This window comes from Acidovorax soli, assembly GCF_014207955.1.
GTDB lineage: Bacteria > Pseudomonadota > Gammaproteobacteria > Burkholderiales > Burkholderiaceae_C > Acidovorax > Acidovorax soli_A.
The window spans coordinates 291,238-317,276 of record NZ_JACHLK010000006.1 but is presented as its reverse complement, the minus strand read 5'-3'; the positions used below and the strand labels follow the sequence as shown (position 1 = coordinate 317,276).

At 68.9% G+C, this 26,039-nt stretch carries 26 protein-coding genes; 19 read left to right on the top strand and 7 right to left on the bottom strand.

The genetic code is table 11. The features are described 5' to 3' along the window. Positions 1–42 precede the first annotated feature (42 nt). The 7 genes from HNP48_RS17280 (at position 43) to HNP48_RS17250 (ending at position 5,351) form a co-directional block, all read left to right on the top strand. Positions 43–1,050, top strand: coding sequence for a fumarylacetoacetate hydrolase family protein (locus HNP48_RS17280; RefSeq protein WP_184859189.1), 1,008 nt, complete (start codon positions 43–45; stop codon positions 1,048–1,050). After that, positions 1,050–2,072 (top strand): TraB/GumN family protein, encoded by a 1,023-nt coding sequence (locus HNP48_RS17275; RefSeq protein WP_184859187.1) that lies wholly within the window; start codon positions 1,050–1,052, stop codon positions 2,070–2,072. Before HNP48_RS17280 ends, HNP48_RS17275 begins: the two co-directional genes overlap by 1 nt. 54 nt (positions 2,073–2,126) lie before the next feature. Then, positions 2,127–3,104, top strand: a complete 978-nt coding sequence (locus tag HNP48_RS17270; protein WP_184859322.1) for a tripartite tricarboxylate transporter substrate binding protein — start codon at positions 2,127–2,129, stop codon at positions 3,102–3,104. Positions 3,105–3,207: 103 nt separating this feature from the next. Next, the gene (locus tag HNP48_RS17265) at positions 3,208–3,549 is read left to right on the top strand and encodes a DUF6176 family protein (protein WP_184859185.1); all 342 of its coding nucleotides are present in this window, start codon (positions 3,208–3,210) and stop codon (positions 3,547–3,549) included. A 95-nt stretch (positions 3,550–3,644) separates the two neighbouring features. After that, positions 3,645–4,106 (top strand): SRPBCC family protein, encoded by a 462-nt coding sequence (locus HNP48_RS17260; protein WP_184859183.1) that lies wholly within the window; start codon positions 3,645–3,647, stop codon positions 4,104–4,106. 100 nt (positions 4,107–4,206) lie between these two features. Further along, positions 4,207–4,833 carry a LysE family translocator gene (locus HNP48_RS17255; RefSeq protein ID WP_184859181.1) on the top strand — a complete coding sequence of 209 codons (627 nt, stop codon included), beginning with the start codon at positions 4,207–4,209 and terminating at the stop codon, positions 4,831–4,833. Beyond that, a complete protein-coding gene (locus HNP48_RS17250) occupies positions 4,830–5,351 on the top strand; it encodes a GNAT family N-acetyltransferase (RefSeq protein WP_409362565.1) in 522 nt (173 codons plus the stop codon). Before HNP48_RS17255 ends, HNP48_RS17250 begins: the two co-directional genes overlap by 4 nt. A 22-nt stretch (positions 5,352–5,373) precedes the next feature. On the opposite strand, the gene HNP48_RS17245 is transcribed toward HNP48_RS17250, so the two are convergent. After that, on the bottom strand, positions 5,374–6,384 hold the full coding sequence (locus HNP48_RS17245) for an NAD(P)-dependent alcohol dehydrogenase (RefSeq protein ID WP_184859177.1): 1,011 nt from the start codon (positions 6,382–6,384) through the stop codon (positions 5,374–5,376). 102 nt (positions 6,385–6,486) lie between these two features. On the opposite strand from HNP48_RS17245, the gene HNP48_RS17240 reads away from it, so the two are divergent. Next, positions 6,487–7,413 carry a LysR family transcriptional regulator gene (locus HNP48_RS17240; RefSeq protein WP_184859174.1) on the top strand — a complete coding sequence of 309 codons (927 nt, stop codon included), beginning with the start codon at positions 6,487–6,489 and terminating at the stop codon, positions 7,411–7,413. 15 nt (positions 7,414–7,428) lie between these two features. Here HNP48_RS17240 and HNP48_RS17235 read toward each other — a convergent pair whose 3' ends face one another. After that, positions 7,429–8,331 carry a LysR family transcriptional regulator gene (locus HNP48_RS17235; protein WP_184859173.1) on the bottom strand — a complete coding sequence of 301 codons (903 nt, stop codon included), beginning with the start codon at positions 8,329–8,331 and terminating at the stop codon, positions 7,429–7,431. A 185-nt stretch (positions 8,332–8,516) separates the two neighbouring features. Between HNP48_RS17235 and HNP48_RS17230 the strand changes: the two genes are divergently transcribed. The 5 genes from HNP48_RS17230 (at position 8,517) to HNP48_RS17210 (ending at position 13,959) form a co-directional block, all read left to right on the top strand. Beyond that, positions 8,517–9,242, top strand: coding sequence for a pirin family protein (locus tag HNP48_RS17230; protein WP_184859171.1), 726 nt, complete (start codon positions 8,517–8,519; stop codon positions 9,240–9,242). Between the two features lie 50 nt (positions 9,243–9,292). Then, complete coding sequence (locus HNP48_RS17225) at positions 9,293–9,946, top strand: hydrolase (RefSeq protein WP_184859169.1); 654 nt, start codon at positions 9,293–9,295, stop codon at positions 9,944–9,946. A 101-nt stretch (positions 9,947–10,047) separates the two neighbouring features. After that, complete coding sequence (locus HNP48_RS17220; protein WP_184859167.1) at positions 10,048–11,937, top strand: amidohydrolase; 1,890 nt, start codon at positions 10,048–10,050, stop codon at positions 11,935–11,937. Next, on the top strand, positions 11,937–12,347 hold the full coding sequence (locus HNP48_RS17215; protein WP_184859165.1) for a DoxX family protein: 411 nt from the start codon (positions 11,937–11,939) through the stop codon (positions 12,345–12,347). Before HNP48_RS17220 ends, HNP48_RS17215 begins: the two co-directional genes overlap by 1 nt. Then, positions 12,337–13,959: an MFS transporter gene (locus tag HNP48_RS17210; protein WP_184859163.1), complete on the top strand. Its 1,623-nt coding sequence runs from the start codon at positions 12,337–12,339 to the stop codon at positions 13,957–13,959. Before HNP48_RS17215 ends, HNP48_RS17210 begins: the two co-directional genes overlap by 11 nt. Before the next feature lie 4 nt (positions 13,960–13,963). Here the strand turns inward: HNP48_RS17210 and HNP48_RS17205 are convergent, their stop codons facing one another. Continuing rightward, the gene (locus tag HNP48_RS17205) at positions 13,964–16,042 is read right to left on the bottom strand and encodes a molybdopterin-dependent oxidoreductase (RefSeq protein WP_184859160.1); all 2,079 of its coding nucleotides are present in this window, start codon (positions 16,040–16,042) and stop codon (positions 13,964–13,966) included. A gap of 119 nt (positions 16,043–16,161) precedes the next feature. On the opposite strand from HNP48_RS17205, the gene HNP48_RS17200 reads away from it, so the two are divergent. Beyond that, complete coding sequence (locus tag HNP48_RS17200) at positions 16,162–17,313, top strand: ABC transporter substrate-binding protein (RefSeq protein WP_184859158.1); 1,152 nt, start codon at positions 16,162–16,164, stop codon at positions 17,311–17,313. A gap of 15 nt (positions 17,314–17,328) precedes the next feature. Here HNP48_RS17200 and argE read toward each other — a convergent pair whose 3' ends face one another. Continuing rightward, positions 17,329–18,486 (bottom strand): acetylornithine deacetylase, encoded by a 1,158-nt coding sequence (gene argE, locus HNP48_RS17195; protein ID WP_184859156.1) that lies wholly within the window; start codon positions 18,484–18,486, stop codon positions 17,329–17,331. Between the two features lie 351 nt (positions 18,487–18,837). Between argE and HNP48_RS17190 the strand changes: the two genes are divergently transcribed. Continuing rightward, on the top strand, positions 18,838–20,043 hold the full coding sequence (locus tag HNP48_RS17190; protein ID WP_184859154.1) for a M20 aminoacylase family protein: 1,206 nt from the start codon (positions 18,838–18,840) through the stop codon (positions 20,041–20,043). Positions 20,044–20,152: 109 nt separating this feature from the next. Further along, positions 20,153–21,250 carry a M14 family metallopeptidase gene (locus HNP48_RS17185; RefSeq protein ID WP_184859152.1) on the top strand — a complete coding sequence of 366 codons (1,098 nt, stop codon included), beginning with the start codon at positions 20,153–20,155 and terminating at the stop codon, positions 21,248–21,250. Here HNP48_RS17185 and HNP48_RS17180 read toward each other — a convergent pair whose 3' ends face one another. Further along, complete coding sequence (locus tag HNP48_RS17180; protein ID WP_184859150.1) at positions 21,251–21,718, bottom strand: nuclear transport factor 2 family protein; 468 nt, start codon at positions 21,716–21,718, stop codon at positions 21,251–21,253. A gap of 98 nt (positions 21,719–21,816) precedes the next feature. On the opposite strand from HNP48_RS17180, the gene HNP48_RS17175 reads away from it, so the two are divergent. After that, entirely contained in the window at positions 21,817–22,395 is a 579-nt protein-coding gene (locus HNP48_RS17175) for a TetR/AcrR family transcriptional regulator (RefSeq protein WP_184859148.1), read from the top strand. A gap of 175 nt (positions 22,396–22,570) precedes the next feature. Here the strand turns inward: HNP48_RS17175 and HNP48_RS17170 are convergent, their stop codons facing one another. Beyond that, positions 22,571–23,131: a DUF922 domain-containing Zn-dependent protease gene (locus HNP48_RS17170; RefSeq protein WP_184859146.1), complete on the bottom strand. Its 561-nt coding sequence runs from the start codon at positions 23,129–23,131 to the stop codon at positions 22,571–22,573. A 4-nt stretch (positions 23,132–23,135) separates the two neighbouring features. Continuing rightward, complete coding sequence (locus HNP48_RS17165; protein WP_311773830.1) at positions 23,136–24,791, bottom strand: wax ester/triacylglycerol synthase family O-acyltransferase; 1,656 nt, start codon at positions 24,789–24,791, stop codon at positions 23,136–23,138. 150 nt (positions 24,792–24,941) lie between these two features. On the opposite strand from HNP48_RS17165, the gene HNP48_RS17160 reads away from it, so the two are divergent. Together HNP48_RS17160 and HNP48_RS17155 are read left to right on the top strand one after the other, a co-directional pair. Continuing rightward, positions 24,942–25,196 (top strand): acyl-CoA-binding protein, encoded by a 255-nt coding sequence (locus tag HNP48_RS17160; protein WP_179682334.1) that lies wholly within the window; start codon positions 24,942–24,944, stop codon positions 25,194–25,196. A 105-nt stretch (positions 25,197–25,301) separates the two neighbouring features. Then, on the top strand, positions 25,302–26,033 hold the full coding sequence (locus tag HNP48_RS17155) for an IclR family transcriptional regulator (RefSeq protein ID WP_184859145.1): 732 nt from the start codon (positions 25,302–25,304) through the stop codon (positions 26,031–26,033). The last annotated feature ends 6 nt before the right edge of the window (positions 26,034–26,039 follow it).

Below are 26,039 nucleotides of genomic sequence, written 5' to 3'. Positions count from 1 at the left end.
CGCTGCGGGTTGCACCGTCCAGAGACAAAGGATCCTGCCTCCATGAAACTCGCCACCTACAAAGACGGCTCGCGCGACGGCCAACTGGTCGTCGTCTCGCGCGACCTGGGCACGGCCCATTATGCGACCGGCATCGCCAGCAAGCTGCAGCAGGTGCTCGATGACTGGGGCTTCCTCTCGCCCCAGCTGCAGGACCTGTACGACCAGCTCAACGCCGGCCGCGCACGCCATGCCTTCCCGTTCGATGCGGCCCAGTGCATGGCCCCGCTGCCGCGCGCCTACCAGTGGGCCGACGGCTCGGCTTACATCAACCACGTGGAACTGGTGCGCAAGGCGCGCAATGCCGAGGTGCCAGAGAGCTTCTACACCGACCCGCTGATGTACCAGGGCGGCAGTGACGACTTCATCGGCCCCTGCGACGACGTGGTCGTGCCCAGCGAGGCCATGGGCATCGATTTCGAGGCCGAGATCGCTGTGATCACTGGCGACGTGAAGATGGGCAGCACGCCCGAGCAGGCGCTGGACGGCATCCGCCTGGTCACCATCGCCAACGACGTGAGCCTGCGCAACCTGATCCCGGCCGAGCTGGCCAAGGGCTTCGGCTTCTTCCAGAGCAAGCCGGCCACCGCCTTCGGCCCCGTGGCCGTGACGCTCGATGAACTGGGTGACGCCTGGAACCACGGCCGCCTGGACCTGGTGGTGCAGTCCACCTGGAACGGCCGCAAGGTCGGCATGTGCGATGCCGGCCCCGAAATGACCTTCCATTTCGGCCAGCTCATCGCCCACGTGGCCAAGACGCGCAATGTGCGCGCCGGCTCCATCATCGGCAGCGGCACCGTGAGCAACAAGGGCGTGGAGCAGGGCGGCCGCACCGAATGGCCCAAGGGCTACAGCTGCATCGCCGAGAAGCGCTGCATCGAGACCATCCAGGATGGCAAGCCCAGCACCGAGTTCATGAAGTTCGGCGACACCATCCGCATCGAGGTCAAGGGCAAGGATGGCGCGAGCATCTTCGGCGCCATCGACCAAACGATCACGGAGCCGGCCTGATGCCCTGGGGCCTGACGCAGCGCCTGCGTGCCGGCGCGGCCTGGTTGGCCCTGCTGCTGCCCGCCTGGGCGGTGCAAGCCCAGGCCCCAGCGGAACCGGCCCGCGCCTGCCCGCCCGCCGCCACACCCATTGGCCCCGCCGATGCCGAGGCGGCCCGGCGCGACGACCGTGACCGCGGCCTGCTCTGGCGCATCGAGAAGGACGGCCGCACCAGCTGGCTCTACGGCACCATCCACGCCGCCGAGCGCGGCTGGGTGCTGCCCGGGCCGTCGGTGCGCGAGGCTTTGCGCCGTGCCGACCGCATCGCGCTCGAAGTGGACCTGATGGACCCGGCGGTGGCCGGCGGGCTGGCCACCGCCGTGCTGCCCGGGCCCCAGACACCCCCGCTGCCCGAATCTCTGGCACGGCGCCTGCGCGCGCAGCGCGAAGCCCTGTGTGCCGATGCGGGCCTGGTGCGCCTGCGGCCCGAGATCCAGCTCATGTCACTGGTCGGGCTGGCGGCGCGCACGGTGGGGATCGACCCGGCCTATGGCATCGACCTGTTCCTCGCAGGCCTGGCGCGCGCCATGGACAAGAAGGTGGTCTCGCTGGAATCCGCCGAGGCGCAGATCGCGCTGCTGGTCTCGGACGACCCGGCTAAGGTCGCCCGCACGCTGGAAGAGGGTCTGCGCCAGCTCGAAGGCGGCCAGGCGCGCACCATCATCACCACCCTCACACGGGCCTGGGCCGAAGGGCAACTCGACACCCTGCGCGACTATGGCGACTGGTGCGATTGCCTCAAGACCGCCGAAGACCGCGCCGACTACGCCCGCATCGTGCAAGGCCGCAACCCTGCGCTGGCCGATGGCATCGCCGCCCAGCACGCAGCCGGCCATGCGGTGTTCGCTGCGGTGGGCGTGCTGCACATGGTGGGCGCCGAGGGCCTGCCCGCCTTGATGGCCGCCAAGGGCTTTCGCGTCACGCGCGTGCCGCATGCGCCGCCGGGCACGCGCCAGGGCCCGGCGCCCAAGGCGCAGCGCTAGCCCGCCGGCCACCCGATTCCTCGCTTTTTTCACATCACGGAGACAACCATGACCCTGCAACGCCGTACTGTTCTTTCCGCCCTGGCGGCCGCCGGTGCTTCTGCTGCCGCCCCCTGGGCCCAGGCCCAGGCCACTTGGCCCGACCAGCCCCTGCGCTGGGTGGTGCCCTACCCGGCCGGCGGCGGCACCGACGTGCTGGCCCGCACCGTGGCCGAGGCCATGCGCCAGACCCTGGGCCAGCAGATCGTGGTGGACAACCGCCCCGGCGCGGCCACCAACATCGGCGCCCAGCTCGTGGCCACGGCCAAGCCCGATGGCAACACCTTCATGTCGGCCGACAACGCCGTGCTGGCCTTCAACGAGCACCTGTTCACCAAGCTGCCGTTCAACCCCGAGAAAGACTTCACCTATCTGGGCGGCATCAGCCGTTTCCCGCTGGCGCTGGTGGTGCACCCGTCCTTCGAGGCCAAGACGCTCAAGGAATTCCTGGCCTATGCGCGGGCCAACCCCGGCAAGCTCAACTACGCCTCGCCCGGCAACGGCTCGCCGCACCACCTGGCGATGGAGATGTTCAAGAACCGCACCAAGACCTTCCTCACGCACATCCCCTACCGCGGCGCTGCGCCTGCGCTGCAGGATGTGATGGGCGGCCAGGTGCCCTGCATGTTCCTGGACCTGGCGGCAGGACTGCCGGTCATCACCAGCGGCAAGGTGCGTGCCTTGGCCATCGGCTCGGCCAAGCGCGTCTCGGCCCTGCCCGATGTACCCACCCTGGCCGAGGCCGGCGTGCCCAACACCGAGGTCTATGCCTTCCAGGGCATCCTCGGCCCCGCGGGTCTGCCGGCCGCCATCACGGCGCGCCTGAACGGCGACCTCAACAAGGCGCTGGCCAACCCTGCCGTGCTCAAGCGCATGAGCGACTTCGGCATGGAGCCCCTGCCCGGCACGCCCGAGCAGTTCCGCACCATGGCCCGTGCCGAGTCCAAGCGCTGGGGCGAGATCATCAAGGCAGCTGGCGTCAAGCTGGATTGAGCGGTATCCGCCGGGGCTATCCGCCCCTCTGCCAAAGGGTTGCCATCGCCAGATGCTCGGGCGATAGTGGCCCTTTTTTCATGGCGCCCGCCTGTTTGCCCCTATGCCCGAAGAAGTCGTCTGCGCCCGCATCCTGCTGGAGCCTGGTTCCCTGCCCCGGGTGCGCGAATGGGCGGAGCACCTGCGCAGCCACAGGGAAGACGCCCTGGCCACCCTGGCTGCCGAGGGGGTGACGGTGGAGTCGGTTTTCCTCGATGCAGGCGCCGAGGGCGACTTTCTCGTCTACTACATGCGCTCCCGTTCGCAGGAGGCCGCCCAGGCCGTCGCGGAGCGCTCCACCGCCGCCATCGACGCCTACCACCGTGCCTTCAAGCGCGAGACCTGGAAGGCCGTGCGGCGGCTGGACCTGCTGGTAGACCTTTCGCGCAGCGATTCCGAAAAATAAGGGATTACCCTGGGGTGCTCGGTGTCGATCTGGGCCATGGTCGCACGTCGTAGTTACCAGAGGGCCGTCCTCTGCTTCTTCACAGGCATCCCACCATGAGCACTGCTACCACCGGCACCGTCCGTCTCCACCGCGTGATCCGTTCCACGCCCGACCGCATCTACCGCGCCTTCCTCACGCCGCAGGCGCTGGTCAAGTGGCTGCCGCCGCACGGCTTCACGGCCGAGGTGCATGCGCTTGACGCCCGTGTCGGTGGCGCCTACCGCATGTCCTTCACCAACCATGGCGCGGGCGGCAGCCATTCGTTTGGTGGCACCTACCTGGAGCTGGTGCCCGGCGAGCGCCTGCGCTACAGCGCACGCTTCGACGATGCCAACCTGCCCGGCGAGATGACCACCACCGTCACGCTGACCCCCGTGTCCTGCGGCACCGAGATGAGCGTGGTGCAGGAAGGCATCCCCGCCGTGATCCCTGCCGAGTCCTGCTACCTGGGCTGGCAGGAGTCGCTGACCCTGTTGCTCCAGCTGGTCGAGCCGGACATCCCAGCGGGCTACTAAACGCGGTGGCGGGGGACGCCGTCGGAGGGTCCTGCGCACAGCGGCTGGTTTTGACATACTGGCGGGCTGCGGGCCCTTGCCCCGCGCAGGAGCACCTTCCATGTCCCTCGAAATCTGGTTCGCCTTTGTCGCCGCCTGCGCGGTGATGCTCGTCATTCCCGGCCCCACCATCCTCACGGTGATCAGCTATTCCATGGCCCATGGCCGCCGCGCCAATGTGCCGCTGGTCGCGGCCGTGGCGCTCGGTGACTCGACGGCGCTCGCGGTGTCGCTGCTGGGCCTGGGCACGCTGCTGGCCACGTCGGCCTTCTGGTTCACGGTCATCAAGTGGGCCGGCGGCCTGTACCTGCTCTACCTGGCGTTCAAGATGCTGCGCGCCGGCGTGGGCGTGGCGGAGATCACCGCACCCAAGGCCCCGGGCTCGCGCTGGAAGCTGTTCGCCAACACCTACCTGGTCACGGCGCTCAACCCCAAGGGCATTGTGTTCTTCGTGGCCTTTATGCCGCAGTTCATCCGCCCGGGCGCCCCCATCGCGCAGCAGATGTGGATATTGGCTGCCACCTTCGTCACGCTGGCCGCGCTCAATGCCACGGCCTATGCGGTGTTCGCCGGCTCGGCCAGCCGGCTGCTGGCTTCGCCGCGCGCGCAGCGCCGCTTCAACCTGGCTGGGGGCTCGCTGCTGGGGGCTGCTGGCCTGTGGGCGCTGATGGCCCGGCGGCCGGCCTGAGCGCAGGGAGTGCAGTGACCGGCTTTCGCTTTGATCTGCTGCGCGCGCAGGACCTGCCCTTGCTGCGCGGTTGGCTGCTGCGGCCCCATGTGGCGCAGTGGTGGGGGCCGGCCGAGAGTGTCGAGGAGTTGCATGCGGACCTGGTGGCCGACCAGGGCACCCCGGGCGCCACGCTGGCCTATATCGCCTCGCTTGGCGGAGCGCCCATCGGCTTCATCCAGTCCTATACCGCGATGGGCTCGGGCGGTGGCTGGTGGGAGGACGTGACCGACCCCGGGGTGCGCGGCATCGACCAGTTCCTTGCCCATGCCGACCAGTTGAACCAGGGCATGGGCCGTGCCATGGTGCGGGCCTTTGTTCAGCAACTGCTGGCCGACCCGGCCGTGACCCTGGTGCAGACCGACCCGCGCCCGGACAATGCGCGCGCCATCCGCTGCTATACCTATGCGGGTTTTCACCCCGTGCGCGAGGTCGTGACGCCGGACGGGCCCGCGCTGCTGATGCACTGCACGCGGTAGGCGCGTACCCACCGCGCTGCCCTCAGAACCGTACCACCACCTTGCCGAAGGCACCGCGCTCCAGGTGCGCAAAGGCCTCGGGCACCTGGTCGAAGGCGTACTCGGCGGCGATCACCGGCGCCAGGGCATTCACGTCGATGGCGCGCACCATATCCTCCAGCGCGCGCCGGTGGCCCACGCTCAGGCCCTGCAGGGTCGCGCGGCTGCGGATGGTGTCGTAGGCCGATCCGCGGATCTCCCCGCCCGCGAGCACGCCGATCACCGACAGCCGGCCGCCTTGCGCCAGCGCCTCCAGCGAACGCCCCAGGTTGGCGCCGCCCACGGTCTCCAGCACCTGGTCGGCGCCGCGCCCCCCCGTGAGCTCGCGCACCGCGGCGGGCCAGTCGGCGTCGCGTGCCAGCACATGGCTGGCGCCCAGTGCCAGGGCCCGTTCGCGCTTGTCCTGTGCGCCCGATACCACGATGGCCTGGGCCCCGTGCATGCGCGCGAACTGCAGGCCGAACAGCGCCACACCGCCCGTGCCGTGGATCAGCACCGTCTGGCCCGCGCGCAGCACGCCCTGTTCGGCCAGCGCGAACCAGGCCGTGAGCGCGGCGCAGGGCAGGGTGCTGGCCTGGGCTGCGTCGAGTGTGCGGGGCGCGGCCACGGCCCATTGGGCATCGAGCAGCACATGCGAGGCCAGCGTGCCGGGGCCGGGGCCGCCCAATGCGAAGGCCTCGGGCGGCATTACGCCGTCGATCCAGCCCGCCATGAAGCTGCTGACCACGCGCTCGCCGCCGTGCCAGCGGGTCACGCCCTCGCCCACGGCCTGCACCGTGCCCGCGAGGTCGGAGCCGGGCACAAAGGGCAGTGGCGGCGTCCAGCCATAGGCGTTGTCGGTCAGCATCAGGTCGCGGTAGTTGAGCGAGGCGGCTTCCACGCGCACCAGGATCTGGCCGGGGCCGGGCTGGGGCACGGGCACCTCGGCGCTTTGCAGGTGCTGGCGGCCAAAGCCGGTGATCTGCCAGCGGCGGGAAAGAAGGGGGGCGGACATGTCGGGTTCCTTGCGGTTCGTGAAAAGATGGGCCATGCTATTGGCTCTATCCACTCTGCAGTGAAGCCATTTCCTCCCATAAATGGCGACTGAAAAGAACCAATGAGCGAACGCCTCGCAGGCATCGAAGCCTTTGTCGCGGCCGTCGAGGCCGGCAATTTCGCGCTGGCCGCGCAGCGCCTGCAGCGCACGCGCTCGGCCGTGGGCAAGAGCGTGGCGCGGCTCGAAGAGCGCCTGGGCACCCGGCTGTTCCAGCGCACCACGCGCAGCCAGAGCCTGACCGAGAACGGCCAGGCCTACTACGAGCGCTGCCGCCGTGCGCTCGATGAGCTCGATGCCGCCGACGCCGCGCTCGAAGCCGGGCGCCTCGTGCCCAGCGGGCGCGTGCGCATCACCGCGCCCGAGCTGATCGGCCGCGTGCGCCTGGCGCCGCTGCTCATGGAGCTGGGCCAGCGCCACCCCGAGCTGGCCTTCGAGCTGGCGTTCAGCGACCGGCGCATCGACCTCATCGAAGAGGGCATCGACCTGGCCGTGCGCAGCGGCCCGCTGGGCGACAGCGCGGTGCTCGCGGCGCGGCTGCTCGGCCACCAGTGGATGGGCGTGTACGCCTCGCCGGCCTACCTGGCCGCGCATGGGCGTCCGGCCGACATGCAGGCACTGCTCGCCGAACCGGGGGCGCACAGCTTTGTCGGCTATGCGCGCGAGACCGGGCCGCACCCCTGGCAGTTCCACGGTGCAGCGGGGCGCGTGGTCGATTTCATCGCGCCCTCGCGCTTTCACTTCAGCTGCAACAGCCTGGAGGTTGCCGCCATGGCGGCTGTGCAGGGCGTGGGTCTGGCACGCCTGCCCGCCTGGCTGGTGGCCGACGCGGTGGCCGAGGGCCGGCTGCAGAAGGTGTTCGAGGAGCCCGAGCCCTTCGGTTACGCCTTGAGCGCCGTGTGGCCGCAGTCGCGGGCGCTGCCGCTCAAGACGCGCGTGGTGATCGACCTGCTGGCCGAGCGCCTGCCGCCCCTGCTGGCTGCAGGCTGAGCAGGCTGGACGGGGTCAATAGGGCAGGATCCCCGGCAGCAGCGGCCGGTCCAGCCGCTGGCGCCACCACTTGAGCGCTTCGCCCATGTGCTCGGGCTTCCAGGCCAGCCAGAAGGTCTCGTCGGCGCGCGGCTCCTGCACCGCCAGCTCGACCAAAATGCCGCTCTCCAGCTCGTGGCGCACGCAGGCGCGCGGTACGAAGCCGTGGCCCAGGCCCGCGCTCTGGCAGGCGATCTTGGCCGCCATCGAGGGCACGGTGATGCGCCGCTGCCCTGCCAGCAGGCCCACGGTGCGGTCGGACAATGAGCGCGCGCCATCGCCCACCACCACGGCCGTGTGCTCCAGCAGGTCGTTGCGCGCCAGTGGGCGTTTGAGTTGCGCGAGCGGGTGCGTGGCCGTCACGCAGAACGCGAACGCGAGGCTGCCCACGGCCACGGCCTTGTAGCCGCCGCCGGCCGGGCCCTCGCCGGCCGCCACGATGATGTCGGCCCGGCCTTCGCGCAGCGCCTCCCAGGTGCCGGTGAGCGCCTCGCAGCCGATGCGCAGGCGCGTGCCGCAGTTCAGGTCCTCGAAGGCGCAGATGTCGTCGTTGAAGGCGCTGGTGGGGATCAGCGAGTCGTGCACCAGGCGCAGCTCCGACTCGAAGCCCGTGGCGATCTGGCGCATGCGCGATTCCAGGTGGCCGGCGGCCACCAGCAGCCAGCGGCCTTCCTTCAGCATCTCCTGCCCCGCAGGCGTGAGGGTCACGCGCGGCCCGTTGCGCGTGAACAGCGCGAAGCCCAATTGCTCTTCGAGCTTGCCCACGGCGTAGGAGATGGTGGACGGCACCTTGTGCAGTTGTTCGGACGCGCCCGCAAAGGAGCCGTGCCGCGCGATGGCGTCCACGAGTTCGATGGCTTCGAGGGTCAGTTTCAGCATGGCGAAAAGCGGGGAATTTCCATCATCGAAATTATCGATCATAGGGTGCTTGATGTTTCAACCTACGGCCCCCTCTGCAGCGAGATACTTTCTTCATCCGAGCACTGCAGCTCTCTGAAAACTACCCGATGACAGGTCCAGGTGCCCAGTGTGAATCACATCGAATCTGAAGAAAGGACATCACCATGCTCGACATCCGCAAAGCCCACCAACGCGGCAACGCCAATCACGGCTGGCTGCACTCCCGCCACACCTTCTCGTTCGGCCACTACCGTGACCTCAAGCAGCAAGGCTTCTCGGACCTGCTGGTGATCAATGACGACCGCGTGGCCCCTTCCAAGGGTTTTGGCACCCACGGCCACCGCGACATGGAAATCTTTTCCTACGTGCTCGAAGGCGCGCTGGAGCACAAGGACTCCATGGGCACGGGCTCGGTCATCCGCCCCGGTGACGTGCAGATGATGAGCGCCGGCACCGGCGTGGAGCACAGCGAGTTCAACCACTCGGGCGACGAGCCCGTGCACTTCCTGCAGATCTGGCTCGTGCCCGGTGTGCGCGGTGCAAGCCCCCGCTACCAGCAGGTGCACTTCAGCGAGGCCGACAAGCGCGGCCGCCTGCGCCAGATCATCTCGCCCGAGGGCGCCGACGGCTCCCTGGCCGTGAACCAGGACGCCCGGGTCTATGCCGGCCTGTTCGACGGTGCTGAGTCCGCCACGCTGGACGTCGGTGCCGACCGCCATGTGTATGTGCATGTGGCCCGCGGCAGCCTCACGGTCAACGGCGAGCGCCTGTCCGAAGGCGACGGCGCCCGCATCCGCGAACCCGAGGCGCTGCGCTTTGCCGACGGCGAGCAGGCCGAGGTGCTGGTGTTCGACCTGCGCCCCAACGAACTGCCCACGATGCCCCGCTGAGTTCCGCTTTCCCTCAACCCAATTTTTCCCAACGTTCCAAGGAGATTCCCATGACACCTATCGCCAAGCCCACCGCCGGTTCCACGCTGCTGACCCCCAACGACCACACCCTGGTGATGATCGACTTCCAGTCGCAGATGGCCTTTGCCACGCATTCCATCGACGCGATCACGCTGCGCTCCAACGCCGGCCTGGTGGCCAGCGCCGCCGCGGGCTTCAAGGTGCCGACCATCCTCACCACGGTGGCCGAGAAGAGCTTCTCGGGCCCCATGTTCGAGGAAGTCACGGCCCCGTTCCCCGGTCAGGCGCTGCTGGACCGCACCTCCATGAACACCTGGGAGGATGCGGCCGTGATCGAGCGCATCAACGCCATCGGCAAGCCACGCATCGTGCTGGCCGGCCTGTGGACCAGCGTCTGTATCGTGGGGCCGGCCCTGTCGGCGCTGGACCAGGGCTTCGAGGTCTACGTGATCGCCGACGCCAGCGGCGATATCTCCACCGAGGCCCACAACCGCGCCATGGAGCGCATGGTGCAGGCCGGTGCACGGCCCATCACGTCCCTGCAGTACCTGCTGGAGCTGCAGCGCGACTGGGCGCGCGGTGAGACCTACGACATGACGACCGGCATCGCCAAGAAGTTCGGCGGCGGTTACGGTCTGGGCATTACCTACGCCAAGACCATGTTCAACGCCCACGAAGGCTGACGGCAGGGGCGCCGGCCCTGCGTTTTGATCGCGATGACCCGGCAGGTGCCCGATACTGCGGCGCCTGTCTTCCCCCTCCCGTCCCTGAAAGAACCCCTCCCATGGCCCAGACCAGCACGCCCGACCTGATCCTGCACCACGGCCGCTTCACCACGCTCAACCGGGCCCAGCCCACGGCCAGCGCCGTGGCCATCACCGGTGGCCGCTTCACAGCAGTCGGCACGGACCGCGAGATCCTGCCGCTGGCCGGCCCCGGCACGCGCGCCATCGACCTGCAGGGCCGCTCCGTCCTGCCCGGCCTCATCGACAACCACCTGCACATCATCCGCGGCGGCCTGAACTTCAACATGGAGCTGCGCTGGGACGGCGTGCGCAGCCTGGCCGATGCCATGGCCATGCTGCGCCGCCAGGTGGCGGTGACGCCCGCGCCGCAATGGGTGCGCGTGGTGGGCGGCTTCACCGAGCACCAGTTCGCCGAGAAGCGCCTGCCCACGATTGCCGAGCTCAACGCCGTGGCGCCCGACACGCCGGTGTTCATCCTGCACCTGTATGACCGCGCCCTGCTCAACGCCGCCGCGCTGCGCGCCGTGGGCTACACGCGCGAAACACCCGCGCCCCCGGGCGGCGAGATCGTGCGCGACAGCGCGGGCAACCCCACGGGCCTGTTGCTGGCCAAGCCCAACGCCGCCATCCTGTACGCCACGCTGGCCAAGGGCCCCAAGCTGCCGCACGACTACCAGGTCAATTCCACGCGCCACTTCATGCGCGAACTCAACCGCCTGGGCGTGACGGGCGCCATCGATGCGGGCGGGGGCTTCCAGGCCTACCCGGACGACTATGCGGTGATCCAGGAACTGGCCGATGCCGACCAGCTCACCATCCGCCTGGCCTACAACCTGTTCACGCAAAAGCCCAAGCAGGAGAAAGAGGATTTCCTGCACTGGACGGCCACCTCGCAGTACAAGCAGGGCACGGACTACTTCCGCCACAACGGCGCGGGCGAGATGCTGGTGTTCTCGGCCGCCGACTTCGAGGACTTCCGCCAGCCGCGGCCCGAGATGGGCCCGGAGATGGAGGACGACCTCGAAGAGGTGGTGCGCATCCTCGCGCAGAACCGCTGGCCCTGGCGCATGCACGCCACCTACGACGAAACCATCACACGTGCGCTCGACGTGTTCGAGAAGGTGAACCGCGACACGCCGCTGGCCGGCCTGAACTGGTTCTTCGACCATGCCGAGACCATTTCCGAGCGCTCCATCGACCGCATCGCCGCGCTGGGCGGCGGCGTGGCCGTGCAGCACCGCATGGCCTACCAGGGCGAGTACTTCGTCGAGCGCTACGGCGCTGGCGCGGCCGAGGCCACGCCGCCCGTCAAGCGCATGCTGGAAAAAGGCGTCAAGGTCTCCGCCGGCACCGACGCTACGCGCGTGGCCTCGTACAACCCCTGGGTCTCGCTGTCCTGGCTGGTCACGGGCAAGACCGTGGGCGGCCTGCAGCTGACCCCGCAGCGCAACTGCCTAGACCGCGAGGCCGCATTGCGCATGTGGACCGAGAACGTGACCTGGTTCAGCAATGAAGAGGGCAAGAAGGGCCGCATTGAGGTGGGCCAGCTCGCCGACCTGGTGGTGCCCGACCGCGACTTCTTCGCCTGCCCCGAGTCCGACATCGCCGACACCACGGCCCTGCTCACCGTGGTGGGCGGCAAGGTGGTCTATGGCGCGGGCGATTTCGCCGCGCACGATGGCGCCGCGCCGCCGCCGGCCATGCCCGACTGGTCGCCCGTGCGCACCTTCGGCGGCTATGGCGCCTGGGGCGACCAGGAAGGCGCGCCGCTGCAGGCCGTGATGCGCCGCGCGGCGGCGGCCTGTGCCTGCGCCAACGACTGCAATGTGCACGGCCACCAGCACGCCACGGCGTGGAGCAGCCAGTTGCCGATTGCCGACCTCAAGGGCTTCTGGGGGGCGCTCGGCTGCGCCTGCTGGGCGGTGTAATGGCAGAGACTCTTCATTCCGCAGCGACCGCCCCCTGGGTGCAGTCGCTGGCCCTGCTGTGCCTGTGTGCCGCCTACCTGCAGGGCGGTATCACCAAGGCGCGCGACTTTGGCGGTGCCGTGGCCGAGATGCGGCACTTTGGCCTGGCGCCGGCCGCACCGATCGCGCTGGCCACCATCGCGCTGCAACTGGGTGCCTCGGCCCTCGTGGTCTCGGGCTGGTACCGGTGGCTGGGGGCACTGGCCCTGGCGGGCTTCACGGTGCTGGCCGCCTTCGTGGCCGACCGCTTCTGGCAGGCCGCCCCGGCAGAGCGCCGGGCCACGGCCAACGCATTCTTCGAACATTGGGGCCTGGCGGGCGGATTCGTCCTCGTGGCCTGGCACGACCTGGGAGGCCTGCATGGCGCATGAACACCAACACCCCTCCGCGCAATCGGCTGCTGCAGCCGGCGGCGGCGCGTTTGCCCCGCTGCGCCTGCCGGTGTTCGCGGTGCTCTGGGCTGCCACGGTGCTGGGCAATATCGGCAGCTTCATGCGCGACGTGGCCAGCGCCTGGATGGTGACCGAGCTCTCCACCAGCCCCACGGCCGTGGCCCTGGTGCAGACGGCGGCCACGCTGCCTGTCTTTCTGCTGGCACTGCCGGCGGGCGTGCTGTCGGACATCCTGGACCGGCGGCGCTTCCTGATCGCCGTGCAGATACTGCTGGCCGGGGTCAGCGGTGCCCTGCTGCTGCTGGCCCACACCCACACGCTCACGGTGGAGTACCTGATCGCGCTGACCTTCCTGGGCGGCGTGGGGGCCGCGCTCATGGGGCCCACCTGGCAGTCCATCGTGCCCGAACTGGTGCCGCGCAGCGAGCTGCGCAATGCCGTGGCGCTTAACTCCCTGGGCATCAACATCGCGCGCGCCGTGGGCCCGGCGGTGGGCGGCCTGCTGCTGGCCAGCTTTGGTGCGGCCGCGGCCTATGGCCTGGATGTGCTGAGCTATGTGTTCGTGATCGCGGCCCTGCTGTGGTGGCGCCGGCCGGCGGCGGTGGACACCGGGCGCGGCGAGCAGTTCTTCGGCGCCTTCCGCGCCGGCGTGCGCTATGCCCGCGCCAGCCGCGAGCTGCACGTGGTGCTGCTGCGCGCGGCGGTGTTCTTCCTGTTCGCCAGCTCCGTATGGGCGCTGCTGCCCCTGGTGGCCCGGCGCATGCTGGGTGGCTCGGCCGGGTTCTATGGCGTGCTGCTGGGGGCGGTGGGCGCGGGTGCCATCCTGGGCGCGGTGCTGCTGCCCAAGCTGCGCCGCAAGCTCGACACCGATGGCCTGGTGCTCACCGCCTCGCTGCTCACGGCCGGGGTGATGGCTGTGCTCACCCTGGCTCCACCGCAGTGGGCCGCCGTGGCCCTGATGCTGGTGCTGGGCCTGGGCTGGATCATTGCGCTGACCACGCTCAACGGCGTGGCCCAGGCGGTTCTGCCCAACTGGGTGCGTGGGCGCGGCCTGGCCATCTACCTCATGGTGTTCAACGGCGCCATGGCGGCCGGCAGCCTGGGCTGGGGCCTGGTGGCGGGGCAACTCGGAGTGGCGGCCACGCTGCTCATCGGCGCAGCCGGGCTGGTGGTGGTGGCCTTCGTGTTCCACCGCGTCAAGCTGCCCACGGGCGAGGCCGACCTGCAGCCCTCGCGCCACTGGCCCGAGCCCCTGCTGGCGGAGCCGGTGGCGCACGACCGCGGCCCGGTCATGGTGCAGGTCGAATACCGCATCCGCAAGGAGGACCAGCCGGCCTTTCTGCAGGCCATGCAACGGGTGGCCGCGGAGCGCCGTCGCGACGGGGCCTATGCCTGGGGGGTGGCCGAGCACACGGGCGAGCCCGGGCGCGTGATCGAATGGTTCCTGGTCGAATCCTGGGCCGAGCACCTGCGCCAGCACGACCGGGTCTCCCAGGCCGATGCCGATCTGCAGGCGCAGGCGCTGCGTTTCCACCAGGGCCCGGACAAGCCCGCGGTGCACCACTACCTGGCGCTGGCGCCCGGGGCGTGAGGGTTCAGGCCGTTTCGTTCACCGCCTCCACCTCCACCAGGCAATCGTAGAAGGTGGGGGCGCGGCCCAGGTCGGTCAGGGCCTGGCTGGTGATCTCGTTGACGTTGGTGCCGTCCAGGCCCAGCTTGCGCCACCAGATGCCCATGCCGTTGACCACGCCGGGCCGGGCGCGGCGCGACACGCTGGCGTGACAGCGGTAGCTGCCCCGGGCGTTGAACACGCGCACGATGCTGTCGTTGGCGATGCCGCGTGCCTCGGCGTCGTCGGGGTGGATTTCCAGCAGCGGCCGGCCCTCGATGTCGCGCAGGGTCTTCACGTTGACGAAGGTCGAGTTGAGGAAGTTGCGCGCGGGCGGCGAGATCATGGCCAGCGGGTACTGGGCCGAGCTGCCCTGCAGCTCGTAGTTGGGCAGGTGGTCGGGCAGGCCGTCCAGGCCCTGAGCGGCCAGGCGCGCGCTGTAGAACTCGCACTTGCCCGAGGGCGAGGGGAACTGCCCCTCGGCAAACGGCGCATCGGGCATGGCCAGCGTGGCAAAGCCCTGCGATTCGAGCAGCGCAAAGTCCACGGCATCGCCAAAGGCCTGGCGGCACAGGGTGGCGTCATCGTCGGCAAAGCAGGGGTCGGTGTAGCCCATGTGCGCGGCCAGGTCGCGGAAGATCTGCGCGTTGGAGCGCGCATCGCCCAGCGGTGCGATGGCGGGGCGGTTGAGCACCACGTCGGTGTGGCCGTACGAGAGGTGCACGTCCCAGTGCTCGAGTTGCGTGGTGGCCGGCAGGATGTAGTCGGCATAGTCGGCCGTGTCGGTGTGGAAATGCTCCAGCACCACGGTGAACAAATCCTCGCGCGCAAAGCCCTGCACCACCTTGCCCGAATCGGGCGCCACGGCCACGGGGTTGCTGTTGTAGACCACCACGGCCTGCACCTGGGGCCCGAAGCTGGGCGAGGCCGGGCGCAGCAGGTCGTCGCCGATGGTGGACATGTTGATGGTGCGCGGCCGGCGGCCGGCCAGCAGGTCGGGGCGCTGCAGCACGGCGCGCTGCACCGGGTACTGGCCCGAGCTCGACAGCAGCATGCCGCCCGCGCGGTGGCGCCAGGCGCCCGTGAGCGCGGGCAGGCAGGTGACGGCGCGCACGGCATTGCCGCCGCCGCGCACGCGCTGCATGCCGTAGTTCAGGCGGATGGCGGCGGGCTTCGTGGTGCCGTAGTCCTTTGCCAGCTGGCGGATCTGCTCCACGGGGATGCCGCAGACTTCGGCCGCGCGCTCGGGTGGCCACTGCAGGGCGCGCTCGCGCAGGCCTTCCCAGCCCAGGGTGTGGCGGGCGATGTAGTCATGGTCCAGCCAGTCGTGCACGATGAGTTCGTGCATCAGCGCCAGGGCCAGGGCGGCATCGGTGCCGGGGCGCAGGGCGATGTGCTCGTGGCACTTGTCGGCCGTCTCGGTCTTGCGCGGGTCGATGCAGACCAGCTTGGCGCCGTTGCGCTTGGCCTGCTGCGCATAGCGCCAGAAGTGCAGGTTGCTGCCGATGGAGTTGCTGCCCCAGATCAGGATGAGCTGCGCCTCGGCGAAGAACTCCACCTTCATGCCCACCTTGCCGCCCAGGGTCTGCACCAGGGCCTCGGCACCGGCCGAGGCGCAGATGGTGCGGTCCAGCAGCGAGGCGCCCAACTGGGCGAAGAAGCGCCGGTCCATGCTCTCGCCCTGCACCATGCCCATGGTGCCCGCGTAGCTGTAGGGCAGGATGGCCTCGGGGTCGTGCGCGGCGATGGTGGTCAGGCGCTGCGCAATGTCGGCCAGGGCTTCGTCCCAGCTGACGGGGGTGAACTGGCCGCTGCCCTTGGGGCCGCTGCGCTTGAGCGGGGTGAGCACACGCTCGGGGTGGTAGCTGCGCTCGGTGTAGCGCGAGACCTTGGCGCACAGCACGCCATCGGTGTGGGCGTGCTCAGGGTTGCCCTGCACGCGCGTGGCCACGCCATCGACCACGGTGGTGATCAGCGCGCAGGTGTCGGGGCAGTCGTGGGGGCAGGCGCCGCGCACCACCAGGGGGGCAGAATCTGCAGAAACAGGGGCCGAAATCGTGGGCATGGGTGGGGCTGGTCGTTAAACTGGCTGGCAGGGTTGGTGGCGCGCTTGTGGCGCGGCCCGTCCGGGCGCACCAAAGGCGTACCGCCCTTGGATTTTCTTATTGGAACCGGGATTTCACCATGAACCACATTGTCTGGGGGCGCAGGCAGTTTTCTGCCGGCTTGGGCGCCGTGGCGCTCGCCGGTTTTCAGACCGCCAGGGCGCAGGGCGACGGGCGCATCGTGCTGGGCCAGTCGGCCCCGTTCAGCGGGCCGGCGGCGCAACTGGGCATCCAGTTCCACCAGGGGGCCAAGCTGTTCTTCGACCAGCTCAATGCCCAGGGCGGCGTGGGCAAGCGGCAGATCGAGATCCGCACGCTCGACGACGGCTACGAGCCCGACCGCTGTGCCGAGAACACGAGGAAGCTCATGGCCGACGACGTGTTCGCGCTGTTCGGCTACATCGGCACCCCCACCAGCCTGGCGGCGCTGCCGCTGTTCACCAAGGAGAAGGTGCCGTTCTTCGGCCCGTTCACCGGGGCCGAGGCCTTGCGCCAGCCGTTCAACCGGCTGGTGTTCCATGTGCGTGCGTCCTACTACGACGAAACCGCGCTCATCGTGCGCCAGCTCACCAACCTGGGGCTCAAGAAGATCGCGGTCTTCCACCAGAACGATGCCTATGGCAAGGCCGGGCTCGATGGCGTGGTGCGTGCGCTGACCGAGCAGAAGCTGGCGCCCGTGGCCACGGCGACGGTGGAGCGCAATTCGGTGGACGTGAGGTCCGCCGTCGAGAAGCTGGTGGCCGCCAAGCCCGATGCGGTGGTGCAGATCGCCGCCTATGCGGGCAGCGCCGCTTTTGTGCGCGCGGCGCGCAAGGCGGGTTTTGGCGGCACGTTCTACAACGTGTCCTTCGTGGGCACGCAGGCCCTGGCCGACGAACTGGGCAAGGACGGTGCCGGCGTGGTGGTCTCGCAGGTCATGCCCTCGCCCTACCAGCCCTCGCGCCAGATCACGCGCGAGTTCCTGGAGGCCATCAAGAAGGGCGGCGACAAGGTGCAGGCCAACTACTCCAGCATGGAGGGTTTCGTGGCGGCGCGCGTCTTTGCCGAGGGGCTGCGCCAGGCCAACGGCAGCGGCAGGGCCATCACCCGCGAGGGCCTGATCGCCGGGCTCGAAGGCCTGGGCAGCCAGACCATCTCGGGCTTCCAGGTGTCGTACAGCGCCACCGACCATGCGGCCTCGAGCTTCGTCGAGATGTCGATGCTGACCGGCGACGGGCGCGTGAGAACCTGACGGCCCCTAGGGGCCTCAGCCGAAGGCCTTGGTCGATGCCAGGCCCTGCATGAAGGCCTCGCAGCGGCCGAGCTGCTCCAGGCTCACGTACTCGTCGGGCTGGTGGGCCTGCTGGATGCTGCCGGGGCCGCAGACCACGGTGGGGATGCCGGCGTTCTTGAACAGCCCGGCCTCGGTGCCGAAGGCCACCAGGGTGGTGCCCTTTTCGCCGCTCAGTTCCTGTGCCAGGCGGGTCACGGCGTCGTCCTTGCTGCCCAGGAAGCTCGGGATCTCGCAGATGGTCTCGAAACTGAAGCCGGTCTGGGGCGCCACCTTCTGCATCGCGGGTTCGAGCGAGCGGGCGTAGGCCACGACCTCCGACTGCATCTGCGCGGCATTGGCCGTGGGCAGGTCGCGGAATTCGTAGCGGAACTCGGCGTCGCGCGGCACCACGTTGTCGGCAATGCCGCCGTGGAACTGGCCCACGCTGGCGGTGGAGAACGGCACGTCGAAGCCCTCGAAACGCGGCTCGTCGCGCTCGAAGCCCTCGGCCATGTCGCGCACCCGGCCCACCACGCGCGCTGCCATCTCGATGGCGTTCACCGAATGCGGGGTGAGCGAGGAATGCGCTTCCTTGCCGCGCACGCAGCACTTGTAGCGGTACACGCCCTTGTGCGCGATGGCCGGCACCATGCTCGTGGGCTCGCCCACGATGCAGGCCAGCGGGCGGATGTTCGCATCGCGCAGGTCGGCGATCAGCTCCTTCACGCCAAAGCAGCCCACCTCCTCGTCGTAGCTGAAGGCGAAGTGCACGGCAAACGGCGCGTCGCTGGCCAGGAACTGCTCGGCGTGCGAGACGGCGATGCCGATGAAGGCCTTCATGTCGGCGCTGCCGCGGCCGTACAGATTGCCGTCCTTGACGAGCGCGCTCAGCGGGTCCATCGTCCAATCCTGGCCGTCCCAGGGCACGGTGTCGGTGTGGCCCGAGAGGATGATGCCGCTGGCCTTGCCCTCGCCCAGCGTGGCGAACAGGTTGGCCTTGGTCTTGTCGGCGTTGTAGGTCAGGCGGCTCTTGACGCCGAGCTTGGCAAGGTGGTCGCGGATGAAGTGGATCAGCTCCAGGTTGGAGTTCTGGCTCACGGTGTTCATGCGCACCAGGGTCTGCGCAAGGTCGAGGGCGTGGGAGGAAATCATGGGCGTGGACTGGTGATTAACCCGGGTTGGCACACAGGTTGCTGTGAGAACGTATTTACGGCTTTTCCGGGGTCGCGTTGAGGTGCAATCGGGATGAGTGCGGTGCCAATGTTGCGCCGCATGGGCTTGTGCCCATGCAAGCGACTTGGCCCCGCAAACGCCCGATTTCACCTCAACCCGAAGGGCAAGTGCCTTGTCGGGTGGTCTGCGGCGTTGCGGCGCTCGCCAATAGCTGGGCTATTGGCAGCACACCGCGCCTAGCATCCCATCCCGGCAAGGAACTTGCGCGATCCCCGGAAAAGCCGTAAATACGTTCTCGCGCTAGACTGTGAAATCGTAAGGACACATATCATGAACGTTATTGACTCCATCGTCACCCAGGCAGCCAGTATTGCAGCGGTGCGCCGGGACATTCACGCCCACCCCGAGCTGTGCTTCGAAGAGGTGCGCACGGCCGATGTGGTGGCTGCCAAGCTCACGGAATGGGGCATTCCCATCCACCGGGGCATGGGCACCACGGGCGTGGTGGGCATTGTCAAGGGGCGCGACGGCGGAGCCAATGGCCGCGGCATCGGCCTGCGCGCCGACATCGACGCCCTGCCCATGCAGGAGTTCAACACCTTCGCCCATGCCAGCAAGCACGCTGGCAAGATGCACGCCTGCGGCCACGACGGTCACACGGCCATGCTGCTTGCTGCGGCGCAGCATTTTGCCAAGCACCGCAATTTCGACGGCACCGTGTACCTGATCTTCCAGCCCGCGGAAGAGGGCGGCGGCGGCGCGCGCGAGATGATCAAGGACGGCTTGTTCGAGCAGTTCCCCATGGAGGCCGTGTACGGCATGCACAACTGGCCCGGCATGCCCGTGGGCCAGTTCGCGGTGAGCCCCGGCCCCGTGATGGCGTCGAGCAACGAGTTCAAGATCACCATCCGCGGCAAGGGCAGCCATGCGGCGCTGCCGCACAACGGCATCGATCCGGTGCCGATTGCCTGCCAGATGGTGCAGGCCTTCCAGACCATCATCAGCCGCAACAAGAAGCCCGTGGATGCGGGCGTGATCTCGGTGACGATGGTGCATGCGGGTGAGGCCACCAACGTGGTGCCCGACAGCTGCGAGCTGCAGGGCACGGTGCGCACCTTCTCCATCGAGGTGCTGGATCTGATCGAAAAGCGCATGCAGCAGGTGGCCGAGCACACCTGCGCCGCGCACGACGCCACCTGCGAGTTCCACTTCCACCGCAACTACCCGCCCACCGTGAACTCGCCGGCCGAGGCCGACTTTGCGCGCAAGGTGATGGCCGGCATCGTGGGCGAGGCCAATGTGCTGGTGCAGGAGCCCACCATGGGCGCCGAGGACTTTGCCTTCATGCTGCAGGCCAAGCCCGGTGCCTACTGTTTCATCGCCAACGGCGACGGCGCACACCGCGAGATGGGCCATGGCGGTGGCCCCTGCACGTTGCACAACCCGAGCTACGACTTCAACGACGACCTGATCCCGCTGGGCGCGACCTACTGGGTCAAGCTCGCCGAGGAGTGGCTGGCCCAGCCGGCCGCCTGAGGTCTTTTCCGGGGGGGCTCCCTCTGCCCCCAGCCGAGCCCGCCGCTGCGCGGGCCCGCGTTCCTTGTTTGCATTCCCTCCCAACCCCACCCACGAAAGCAACCGCCCCATGATCGGCATCGTCGACGCCTTTTCGCCCAGCTACGCCCAGGCCCGCAGGAAGTTTCTGGAGGGCGCGGCCGCGGCCGGCTTGCCCATCGAGTCGCATGCCCACCCGCTCAAGGGCCGCGATGGCGAAGACCTGGCCATGGACGTGGTGCGCGATGGCCCGGCCGACGCGAAGAAGCTGCTCATCGTGAGCAGCGCTTGCCACGGCGTGGAGGGTTACTGCGGCACGGGCGTGCAGGTGTTCGCATTGCACGACCAGGAGTGGCGCGACAAGGCGCGCGCGGCCGGCGTGGCCACGCTGTATATCCATGCGCTCAACCCCTATGGCTTCTCGCATGTGCGCCGCTTCACCCACGAGAACGTGGACCTGAACCGCAACTTCCAGGATTTCAGCAAACCTCTGCCCGCGAACGAGGCCTACCGCGAGGTGCAGCCCCTGCTGCTGCCCGAGCAATGGCCTCCCGGCCCGGAGGACCTGGCCGCCGTGCAGCAGTACATCGACACCAAGGGCGAAGCCGCCTGGCAGGCCGCCATCTCGCGCGGCCAGCACGAGTTTCCGCAGGGCCTGTTCTTCGGCGGCACCGAGCCGACCTGGAGCAACCGTACGCTGCGCCAGGTGCTGCGCCAGCATGGCGCCAGCGCCTCGCAGATTGCCTGGATCGACCTGCACACCGGCCTGGGCCCGAACGGCCATGGCGAGCGCATCTATGCGGGCAAGGACGATGCCGCCTCGGTGGCGCGTGCCCGCGCCTGGTGGGATGGCGGCGGTGCCACGCCGGTCACGTCGATCTACGATGGCTCGTCAACCTCGGCCTTCCTCACGGGGCTGATGTGGAACGCCATCTACGACGAATGCCCGCACGCCGAGAGCACGGGCATTGCGATGGAGTACGGCACCGTGCCCGTGCTTGACGTGATGAACGCGATCCGCGCCGAGCAGTGGCTCAACCTGCACCCCGATGCGCCGGCCGAGCAGGCGAAACAGATCAAGGCGCAGATGATGGAGGCCTTCTACACCGATACGGACGCCTGGAAGGGGCAGATCGTGAGCCAGGCACGACAGTCGATGTTCCAGGCTGTGGACGGCTTGAGCCGCTGATCACAGGCCCAGCTCGGTCAGCCCCGGATGGTCGTCCGGGCGCCGGCCCTGGGGCCAGTGGAACAGGCGGTCCGCCGCCTGGATCGGCTGGTCGTTGATGCTGGCATGGCGCACGGCCATGAGCCCGGCGTCGTTGAATTCCCAGTTCTCGTTGCCGTGGCTGCGGTACCAGTTGCCAGCGTCGTCATGCCACTCGTAGGCAAAGCGCACCCCGATGCGGTGCGAGCTGAAGGCCCAGATCTCCTTGATGAGCCGGTAGTCGAGCTCGCGCGCCCACTTGCGTTCGAGGAACTGCTGCGCCTCCGCGCGCCCGACCGGGAACTCGGCGCGGTTGCGCCAGCGCGTGTCCTCGGTATAGGCCAGCACCACGCGGGCCGGGTCGCGGGAGTTCCAGCCGTCTTCGGCCAGGCGGACTTTCTGGATGGCGGTTTCAAGCGAAAACGGGGGCAGGGGCGGGCGGGATTCCATGGGCGGTACCTCGGTAGGGGCAGGTCAATCGAAAGTAGACAGGTCTGTCTACGTCGCAATCATAAACGCATGTAGACAGACTTGTCTACAATAGTGCCATGCTGCTCGCCATTCCCACCGACGTCCAGGACCTGCCCGCGCGCGAGCGCCTGCTGCACACGGCGCACCGGCTGTTCTACCGCGAGGGCATCCGCGCGACCGGCATCGACAAGGTGATCGCCGAATCGGGCGTGACCAAGGTGACCTTCTACCGACACTTTCCAAGCAAGAACGACCTCGTCTGCGCCTACCTGGAGATGCGGCACACGCTGTGGATGGCCTGGTTCGCCGATGCGCTGGCGCGCCATGGCAAGGCCGGCGCTGGCTTGGCCGCCCTGGCACCTGCGCTGGGCGAGTGGTTCACGCGCGAGGACTTCCGGGGCTGCGCTTTCATCAACAGCGTGAGCGAGCTGGGCGATACCGTGCCCGAGGTGAACAACATTGCCCGCCGCCACAAGCAGGACATGGTGGACCTGCTGGCCACGACCTTGCTGCCGCCATCGCCCTCGCAGGCGCAGGATGCCCAGGCGCTGGCCCTGGTGGTCGAGGGCGCCATCGTGCGCGCACAGCTCGGCGAGCCTGTGCCTGCGGTGCTGGCCAGCGTGTCGCGCCTGCTGTCCGCCCTGGGGACCGAGTAACCGCCCTCAGTTATCCAGAGGGCTGCGCCCCGCCCGCAACGCATGAAACTGGCGCGGCCAAGATCAGTGCCCCCGTGCAAGGGCCGCCCCGCCGCACTGGGGGCGTCCCCCTCCCAAATTGCGTAGCAATTTGAGAGAGGGGGAAGGCGCGAAGCGACTCAGGGGGTGTTCCATTTCAGTCCAGGCGCGCTCCCTGTGATGTGCCGTGGCCGGTGTCGCGGTCGTACTGCCTTTCGCGTTCCACATGCTCCTGCAGCAGGCGGCGGCCCAGCGCGTCGGCCTGGCGCTCCAGCGTGGCGCAATCGGCGGCTGCCGGCAGGCGGGCAATGCCCTGGTCGACGGCCTGGGCAGCATCGCGCCCCACTTGCACGTGGCCCTGCTCATGTTGCGACAGCGCGCGCAGGTAGCGGTCGAAGGTGGCCTGCTGCGCTGGCGTCGCGCCGTGCAGCTCGGGCAGCTGCACCTCGGTGGTCAGGCGCGTGGTGACTTCGGTGATGGCGCAGCGGCCCGAGGCCTCGCGCCACCAGCGGTAGTTCCAGCGCACATTCCAGCGTGTGTAGCCATGGAAGCGGCGTCCATCCACCACGATGGGCGTGGAGGCCTGCAGCGCCTGGCGCAGCGTCTGCCCGGGTGCGATCTGAACGGGATAGGGGCGCTGTGCATGCTCCTCGCGCACCGTGGCGCTGGCAGGCACATGCGGCAGCAAGGCCAGCGCCGACGCGGCAAGCCAGCGCAAGGGATCAGTCCCCCCAGGGCAGCATGAGCGTGAGCAGCGACAACTGGTCGAACTCCGGCGCGAAGGCGTCGATGATGCGCTGGGGCTCGGGGCACAGCGTGGTGTCGGTGATCACGCCGAACTGCACGCCACCGCCATAGCTCAGGATCGAAACGCCGAGGCCGATGTCACCCGACTGCGGCACCCAGAACATGCACTGCGTGACGCGCGCACCGCACAGGGTCAGCTGCTCCTTGGGGCCGGGCACATTGGTCATCACGGCCGTGGTCTTGCGGCCGAAGAGATTGAGCAGCGCATCCTGCGCGGGCTTGATCATCAGGCCGGCTACGGCCAGCATGGCAAAGGCCAAGATGGGCTGGGTACTGCCCTTGAGCGCCGCCATGCGCCGGCGCACCTCGTACACCCGCTCCACCGGGTTGGCGACGCCGATGGGCAGCACCAGCGGCACCAGGCCGAAGCGGTTGCCCAGCTTCCAGGCCTCTTCCATGGGGCGCAGGTTCACCGGGATCATGGCGCGGATCTCCTGGCCCGTGGGGTCGTCGCCCTGGCTGCGCAGGTAGCCGCCGATGGCGCCGGCCACGCAGGACAGCAGCACATCGTTGATCGAGCAGTTGAGCGCCTTGCCGATGGCCTTGACTTCCTCCAGCGGGATCGGCGGGCACCAGGCCACGCGCTTGGCCTGGCCGGGCTGGCCCTTCAGGCGCGTGGGCGAATCGTCGGGCATCAGCGCCAGGGCCGCCGCGTCGCTCACCAGTTGGTAGGCCACGCGCGCCATGTCCATGGTGCCGGCCAGCCCGTGCTGCATGGCCTTCTCGGGGTCGCCCAGCACCTTGAGCGAGCGCGCCGCGCCATCACCGGCCAGGTCCAGCGCTTTCACGGTGAGGCCGGTGAAGGGCTTGATCAGCGCGTCGGCGATCCAGTCCTCGGCCGTGGTTGCGGCCTCGCGCTCCTTGCGGCTGCGCTTGGGCGGTTCCGAGCCGCCGTCCACGATGGACATGGTGACCGAGATCAGCGCGATGCCGTCGGCGATGCAGTGGTGGATGCGCACAATGAGCGCGCTGCCCTGCTGGCCATCGTCGCCCTTGAAATTCTCGACCAAGTGCATCTGCCACAGCGGGCGGCGCGGGTCCAGCGGCTGCATGGCGAGTTCGCCCACGCGGTCTTGCAGGGCGCGCTGCATGCTCTGGCCGGGCTTGTGGGGCAGGGTTTCGCGCAGCACATGGGCGGCGATGTCGAAATGGCGGTCTTCCACCCAGGTGGCGCCGGCCGCGTCCTCGACCACACGCTGGCGAAAGCGCGGGTACTGCAGCAGGCGTTGCTGCACACGCTCGCACAGCGCTTCCCAGGTGATGCCGGGGGCCAGCGTCCACACGCCGTTGATCATCATCAGGTTGCTGTCCGAGTCCATGCGCAGCCAGGCCGTGTCGACCTTGCTCATGCGCTCGCCCGACAGGCCCAGCATGCCGGTGGCCGCGCGGCGCACGTTCTTCTGCACCGCGCCGGCGGCCTTGCGCGCGGCCGGTGGCAGGGCCTGGGCGCCCGCGCGGGCCGCGGCCGCGGTGGTGTCCCGGGCCCTGCGGGCCACCTGGGAGGCGGTGTTCAGCGGATTGGCCAGGCCCTCGGAGCGGGTGGCGTCGGAAGCAGCAATGCGGGTCACCATCGGATGTACACCTGTTGTGGTTGTTTTGGGGGCTTGCCTCTATGGATTGCACGGCCTCTCACCGCACACAGCCCGTAAGATACAACGCCGCAAAGAATTGCAGACACCGTTCTTTCCCTCCCCTATTTTTCGAACCCAAGGAGCAACCCCATGGCCGACCTGAACGCCGCCTTCGAAGCCGCCAAAGCCAATTCCGAGAACCTGAGCGAGCGCCCCAACAACGCCACGCTGCTCAAGATCTATGCGCTGTACAAGCAGGCCACGGTGGGCGACAACACCGAGAAGAAGCCCAGCTTCTCCGACATGGTGGGCCGCGCCAAGTGGGACGCCTGGAACGCGCTCAAGGGCACGGAATCCGATGCGGCCAAGCAGCAGTACATCGACCTGATCACCGAGCTCAGCTGAGCCGGGTGATTCCCTTGCAGAAAAGCGGCTCCGGCCGCTTTTTTTCATGGACGGTGCGGGATTGTGGTGTTTCAATACACGGAACTGCGTTCTTTTGTACGTTGTATGCCCCGCAAAGCCGTTTCCGAATCCGTCGCCGATGCCGATGCCGCCCCGGGTGGTGCGGCGGCCGTGGACCGTGCCCTGAGCCTGATGGCCGCCTTCCGCCAGGGCGACGGGCCCCTGGCCCTGACCGAACTGGCCACGCGCACGCGGCTGTACAAGAGCACGGCGCTGCGCCTCTTGGCCTCGCTGGAGCATGCGCGCTGGGTGCAGCGGCTGGACGACGGCCGCTATGCCATCGGGTCCGAGGTGGGGCGGCTGCATGCGCTGTATGCGGCCTCGTTCTCGCTGGACCGCGTGGTCATGCCCGTGCTGCGCCAGCTGGTGGCCGCCACGGGCGAGAGCGCGGCCTACCATGTGCGCCAGGGCGACGCGCGGCTGTGCCAGTTCCGCGTGGATTCGCCGCACCCCATCCGCGACCATATCCGCGCGGGCGACCTGCTGCCGCTGGACCGGGGCACGGGTGGGCGCGTGCTGGTGGCCTTCGATGCCGCGCTGTCCAACTCGCTGGGCCGGCATGACCGGGCGCTGTACGCGCGCATCCGCGCCGATGGCTATGTGGCCAGCGTGGGCGACCGGCTCAGCGAGGTGGCCGGCATCTCGGCGCCGGTGTTCGCGGCCGACGGCACGGTGGCCGCCGCCGTCACACTGACCATGCCGGCCCACCGCTACGACGAGCGCTATGTGAAGAGCGTGCTCGAAGCGGCGCGCAGCCTGGGCGGGCAAGTCGGCTGAACTGGC

What these genes read in the sequence shown, in the direction of transcription:
- argE (WP_184859156.1), bottom strand. Translation starts at nt 18,486, where the DNA reads ATGATTTCCTCCCACGCCCTCGACCTTGCGCAGACCCTGGTGCGCATG.
- HNP48_RS17220 (WP_184859167.1), top strand. Translation starts at nt 10,048, where the DNA reads ATGGCCCAGACCAGCACGCCCGACCTGATCCTGCACCACGGCCGCTTC.
- HNP48_RS17240 (WP_184859174.1), top strand. Translation starts at nt 6,487, where the DNA reads ATGAGCGAACGCCTCGCAGGCATCGAAGCCTTTGTCGCGGCCGTCGAG.
- HNP48_RS17265 (WP_184859185.1), top strand. Translation starts at nt 3,208, where the DNA reads ATGCCCGAAGAAGTCGTCTGCGCCCGCATCCTGCTGGAGCCTGGTTCC.
- HNP48_RS17180 (WP_184859150.1), bottom strand. Translation starts at nt 21,718, where the DNA reads ATGGAATCCCGCCCGCCCCTGCCCCCGTTTTCGCTTGAAACCGCCATC.
- HNP48_RS17275 (WP_184859187.1), top strand. Translation starts at nt 1,050, where the DNA reads ATGCCCTGGGGCCTGACGCAGCGCCTGCGTGCCGGCGCGGCCTGGTTG.
- HNP48_RS17155 (WP_184859145.1), top strand. Translation starts at nt 25,302, where the DNA reads ATGCCCCGCAAAGCCGTTTCCGAATCCGTCGCCGATGCCGATGCCGCC.
- HNP48_RS17210 (WP_184859163.1), top strand. Translation starts at nt 12,337, where the DNA reads ATGGCGCATGAACACCAACACCCCTCCGCGCAATCGGCTGCTGCAGCC.
- HNP48_RS17160 (WP_179682334.1), top strand. Translation starts at nt 24,942, where the DNA reads ATGGCCGACCTGAACGCCGCCTTCGAAGCCGCCAAAGCCAATTCCGAG.
- HNP48_RS17255 (WP_184859181.1), top strand. Translation starts at nt 4,207, where the DNA reads ATGTCCCTCGAAATCTGGTTCGCCTTTGTCGCCGCCTGCGCGGTGATG.
- HNP48_RS17190 (WP_184859154.1), top strand. Translation starts at nt 18,838, where the DNA reads ATGAACGTTATTGACTCCATCGTCACCCAGGCAGCCAGTATTGCAGCG.
- HNP48_RS17260 (WP_184859183.1), top strand. Translation starts at nt 3,645, where the DNA reads ATGAGCACTGCTACCACCGGCACCGTCCGTCTCCACCGCGTGATCCGT.
- HNP48_RS17235 (WP_184859173.1), bottom strand. Translation starts at nt 8,331, where the DNA reads ATGCTGAAACTGACCCTCGAAGCCATCGAACTCGTGGACGCCATCGCG.
- HNP48_RS17165 (WP_311773830.1), bottom strand. Translation starts at nt 24,791, where the DNA reads ATGGTGACCCGCATTGCTGCTTCCGACGCCACCCGCTCCGAGGGCCTG.
- HNP48_RS17205 (WP_184859160.1), bottom strand. Translation starts at nt 16,042, where the DNA reads ATGCCCACGATTTCGGCCCCTGTTTCTGCAGATTCTGCCCCCCTGGTG.
- HNP48_RS17215 (WP_184859165.1), top strand. Translation starts at nt 11,937, where the DNA reads ATGGCAGAGACTCTTCATTCCGCAGCGACCGCCCCCTGGGTGCAGTCG.
- HNP48_RS17175 (WP_184859148.1), top strand. Translation starts at nt 21,817, where the DNA reads ATGCTGCTCGCCATTCCCACCGACGTCCAGGACCTGCCCGCGCGCGAG.
- HNP48_RS17230 (WP_184859171.1), top strand. Translation starts at nt 8,517, where the DNA reads ATGCTCGACATCCGCAAAGCCCACCAACGCGGCAACGCCAATCACGGC.
- HNP48_RS17280 (WP_184859189.1), top strand. Translation starts at nt 43, where the DNA reads ATGAAACTCGCCACCTACAAAGACGGCTCGCGCGACGGCCAACTGGTC.
- HNP48_RS17225 (WP_184859169.1), top strand. Translation starts at nt 9,293, where the DNA reads ATGACACCTATCGCCAAGCCCACCGCCGGTTCCACGCTGCTGACCCCC.
- HNP48_RS17245 (WP_184859177.1), bottom strand. Translation starts at nt 6,384, where the DNA reads ATGTCCGCCCCCCTTCTTTCCCGCCGCTGGCAGATCACCGGCTTTGGC.
- HNP48_RS17200 (WP_184859158.1), top strand. Translation starts at nt 16,162, where the DNA reads ATGAACCACATTGTCTGGGGGCGCAGGCAGTTTTCTGCCGGCTTGGGC.
- HNP48_RS17185 (WP_184859152.1), top strand. Translation starts at nt 20,153, where the DNA reads ATGATCGGCATCGTCGACGCCTTTTCGCCCAGCTACGCCCAGGCCCGC.